Origin of the sequence: Bradyrhizobium elkanii WSM2783 (assembly GCF_000472865.1) — a bacterium.
GTDB lineage: Bacteria > Pseudomonadota > Alphaproteobacteria > Rhizobiales > Xanthobacteraceae > Bradyrhizobium > Bradyrhizobium elkanii_A.
In genome coordinates this window covers 1-1,814 of record NZ_AXAP01000204.1, presented here as the reverse complement: position 1 = coordinate 1,814, position 1,814 = coordinate 1, and the positions used below count along the sequence as shown (strand labels likewise).

Here is a 1,814-nt window from a genome sequence, read left to right as displayed (position 1 = left end):
GTATCGCTCTGCATAAGAGGTTCTGGCTGGCTGGTTACCCGCCTCGATACGCCGCCCTTCTCAGGCCGTCATCACCCAGATTCCGCCATAGCTCAATTCGCGAAGCGTGTGACCTTAAGTCTAGCTTTAAGGTCATCAGGCGATGCGGGTCGAGGTTTTGGGCGGACTGGAGCGGCGGCGGCGCTGGTCGCAGGATGACAAGGCGCGGATTGTTGAGGAGACGTTGGCGCCGGGCGCGAAGGTGACGGAGGTTGCGCGTCGCAACGGAGTAGCGGCCAGCCTAGTGTTTACCTGGCGTCGACAAGCACGGACATCAGAGCAGGTTGTACCATCTTTTGCGCCGGTGCAGATCGTCGCTACGGAAGTGGAGGAAACTCCGAAGCTTTTGCCTGCGGGTGACGGCCGAGTGCGCTCCGTGGCGGCCGCGCGTATTGGGTTAATCGAGATCGATCTTGGCAACCGGCGACGCATCCGAGTGGATGCGCACGTCGATCCGGAAGCGCTGGCGCGGGTCCTCGAGGTGCTTGAACGCCGATGATTGCCATACCGGGTAATGTGCGGGTGTGGCTTGCGACCGGCCATACAGATATGCGCCGAGGATTCCCGAGCCTTGCGCGTCTGGTTCAGGAGAGCTTGAAGCGTGATCCGCACACTGGTGATCTTTACGTTTTTAGGAGCCGTCGCGGCGACCTGATCAAGATTATTTGGCATGATGGCCAGGGCGCGTGTCTGTTCACGAAACGGTTGGAGCGCGGCCGCTTTTTGTGGCCATCGCTGGCGGACGGCGTTGTGACGATCAGCGTTGCGCAACTATCCTATCTCCTGTCCGGAATTGACTGGCGGATGCTGCAGGCAACCTGGCGTCCACAGGCTTCCGGTTAAGCTGTGTCTCTTTGACTCACGGCAGGAATCCAGCGGGATTTTTTGCGGCGAATATGGTTGATCGTCCTCGTGACGACGCCCGCCAATGCACTTCCCGCCGACCTTGCCGCTGCGCATGCGATGATCATTGCGCAGCGCGAACAGCTGACGCTGGCGAAGAGCGAAGTGACCGTCGGCCGGCTGGAAATCGAGCGGCTGAAGCTGATGCTGGCCAAGGCACGGCGCGAGCAGTTCGGGCAATCTTCTGAACGCGGCAAGCTGCTGGTCGAGCAGCTCGAACTCGCCATCGAAGATCTTGAAGAGACTCAGGCGGAGCAGGAAACCAAAGCCGAGTTCGCAGCGCCAGAAGCCGCCAAACAGAAGCGCGCGCAAAATCCACGGCCGCCGCGACGCCCCCTACCGGATAACCTGCCGGTCGAACGTATCGTCGAACCCATGCCTTGCGCGTGTGGCAAGTGCGGCAGTGAACGGCTGCACAAGCTCGGCGAGGTGGTGTCGAAGACCCTGGAATGCGAGCCGCGGCGCTGGAAGATTATCGAGCATGTCCGCGAAAAGTTCTCCTGCCGAGATTGCGAGGCGATCACAGAGGCGCCGGCGCCCTCCCATCCGATCCCGCGAGGCTTCGCCGGGCCGAGCCTGCTGGCGATGGTGCTGGTCAACAAGTTCCTACTGCATCAGCCGTTGAACCGGCAGAGCAAGACCTATGCCCGCGAAGGGATCGAGATCGACGTCTCGACCCTGGCGGATCGGGTCGGCGCCTGCGTGGTAGCACTCGATCCCATTATTGAGGCCATCCGGATCCACGTCATGAGCGCGGAACGCATCCACGCCGACGATAGTGTGCTGCAGAAGCACACAGAAAGGATGATCGTGATGATCTGATAATCTGTGAGCACAAGCTGTGACAGCGATGAGGGAGGGCCCCTCGGGAT

General features: G+C 60.9%; 2 protein-coding genes and 1 pseudogene. All 3 read left to right on the top strand.

What is annotated here, in order from left to right; genetic code table 11:
* Window positions 1-142 precede the first annotated feature (142 nt).
* The gene (tnpA, locus tag YY7_RS0149840) at window positions 143-538 is read left to right on the top strand and encodes an IS66-like element accessory protein TnpA (protein WP_028169424.1); all 396 of its coding nucleotides are present in this window, start codon (window positions 143-145) and stop codon (window positions 536-538) included.
* Window positions 535-882 (top strand): IS66 family insertion sequence element accessory protein TnpB, encoded by a 348-nt coding sequence (gene tnpB / locus YY7_RS0149835; RefSeq protein WP_028169423.1) that lies wholly within the window; start codon window positions 535-537, stop codon window positions 880-882. The genes tnpA and tnpB overlap by 4 nt, the downstream gene beginning before the upstream one ends.
* Window positions 883-1,002: 120 nt before the next feature.
* Window positions 1,003-1,728: pseudogene (locus tag YY7_RS56245) on the top strand (IS66 family transposase); the annotation flags it as partial.
* Window positions 1,729-1,814: the final 86 nt, after the last annotated feature.